Source organism: Sphingomonas sp. UV9 (genome assembly GCF_004101245.1).
Taxonomy (GTDB): Bacteria; Pseudomonadota; Alphaproteobacteria; order Sphingomonadales; family Sphingomonadaceae; genus Sphingomonas.
Genome location: NZ_SCIN01000014.1, coordinates 1 through 1,178, shown reverse-complemented (window position 1 = coordinate 1,178; position 1,178 = coordinate 1). Strand labels below are relative to the sequence as shown.

The 1,178-nt window shown below is 60.4% G+C and carries 2 protein-coding genes; one reads left to right on the top strand and one right to left on the bottom strand.

Annotated elements, in window-relative coordinates:
* Positions 1-174 precede the first annotated feature (174 nt).
* Positions 175-498 carry a hypothetical protein gene (locus EQZ23_RS19630; protein WP_199860794.1) on the top strand — a complete coding sequence of 108 codons (324 nt, stop codon included), beginning with the start codon at positions 175-177 and terminating at the stop codon, positions 496-498.
* A 52-nt stretch (positions 499-550) separates the two neighbouring features.
* Here EQZ23_RS19630 and EQZ23_RS19625 read toward each other — a convergent pair whose 3' ends face one another.
* Positions 551-1,108, bottom strand: coding sequence for a recombinase family protein (locus EQZ23_RS19625; RefSeq protein ID WP_128456139.1), 558 nt, complete (start codon positions 1,106-1,108; stop codon positions 551-553).
* Positions 1,109-1,178: the final 70 nt, after the last annotated feature.

Sequence of the window (1,178 nt, the reverse complement as noted above, 5' to 3'; positions counted from 1 at the left end):
CTGCATTGGACTCGGAGCGGCACAGTCGGCGGCCTTCCACGATGCAGAAATCTAATGCTACCCAGCGGCACCCGCTCCAAAAGGGTTCTCTTTGCGACACGCCAGCGACGGCTCTGGTCCACCCTAGCTTACATCCGATTCTAGCCCTACGGTTCGCACCGGAAGGAATGCGAGATGACTATGCCATACGAAAAGCAGAAGAAGCTGCATTTCGATGTTACGAACGTCGGCCTTCGAGCGCAGGCAACAGCAGTCGGGCTGGTGCAGCTCTGCGTGGAGCTACGGCGTGCAAACGTGCTCGACGAGGCTGCGGTTGAACGGATTAAGGATGCCATCGCTGATGAGGTATCTGTGGCCGCGCCGCGGCCGCTGGCATCGCCGGAATATCGAGGTGAAGTAAGGAAGCGGCTGGATCGATTGTTTGCCGGTGAGCAGGAAGTTGGCTCCGCAGAAGCACTGTCTTTTGGAGCAACGCCGGATAACTTGAGCGAGGTCTAGACAGGCTATTGCATGGGGTTGGGAACGACGTGGCATACGAGCGCGTCGGCAGCTATTCAGCCATACTTCGGTGTAATCGCGATATTGTTGCCTGATTAACCCCAAGCAGGGCGGCGACAGTGCGTTGCGTATCGCCAGCGGCGAGCCGCTGTAGCGCCTCCGACTGCTGGTGAGGGGTAAGGGCAGCACGACGGCCGAACTTCACGCCACGGGCCTTGGCCTGGACCCTGCCGGCAGCGGTACGTTCGGTAATACGATGGCGCTCGTAGCTCGCGGCCACACCCAGCACGGCAATGATAACCTCCGCGAACTGGGAGGTGGTGTCCACCATCGGCTCTGCGATCGAACGGAAGCCCGCGCCGGCCTCTTTCACCGCATGGAGGATGTTCAGCAGATCACGAGTGTTGCGGGCGAGCCGATCGGTGGACGTCACCATCAGCACGTCGCCGGCATCGAGCGCGCCGACCGCGCGCTTGAGTTGCGGACGATCGGCCGTCCCGCCGCTAACCTTCTCCTGATAGATCTTCGTGCAGCCGGCCGCGCCTAGTTGGGCGAGCTGCTGCGCCAGGTCCTGGCCGGTGGATGAGACGCGTGCGTAGCCGTAAATCATGCGCTGGTTATGCATTGGATTTATGCATCACGGAAGTGCCGGGTTTCGTGCGGTATTTTATATGATGCAA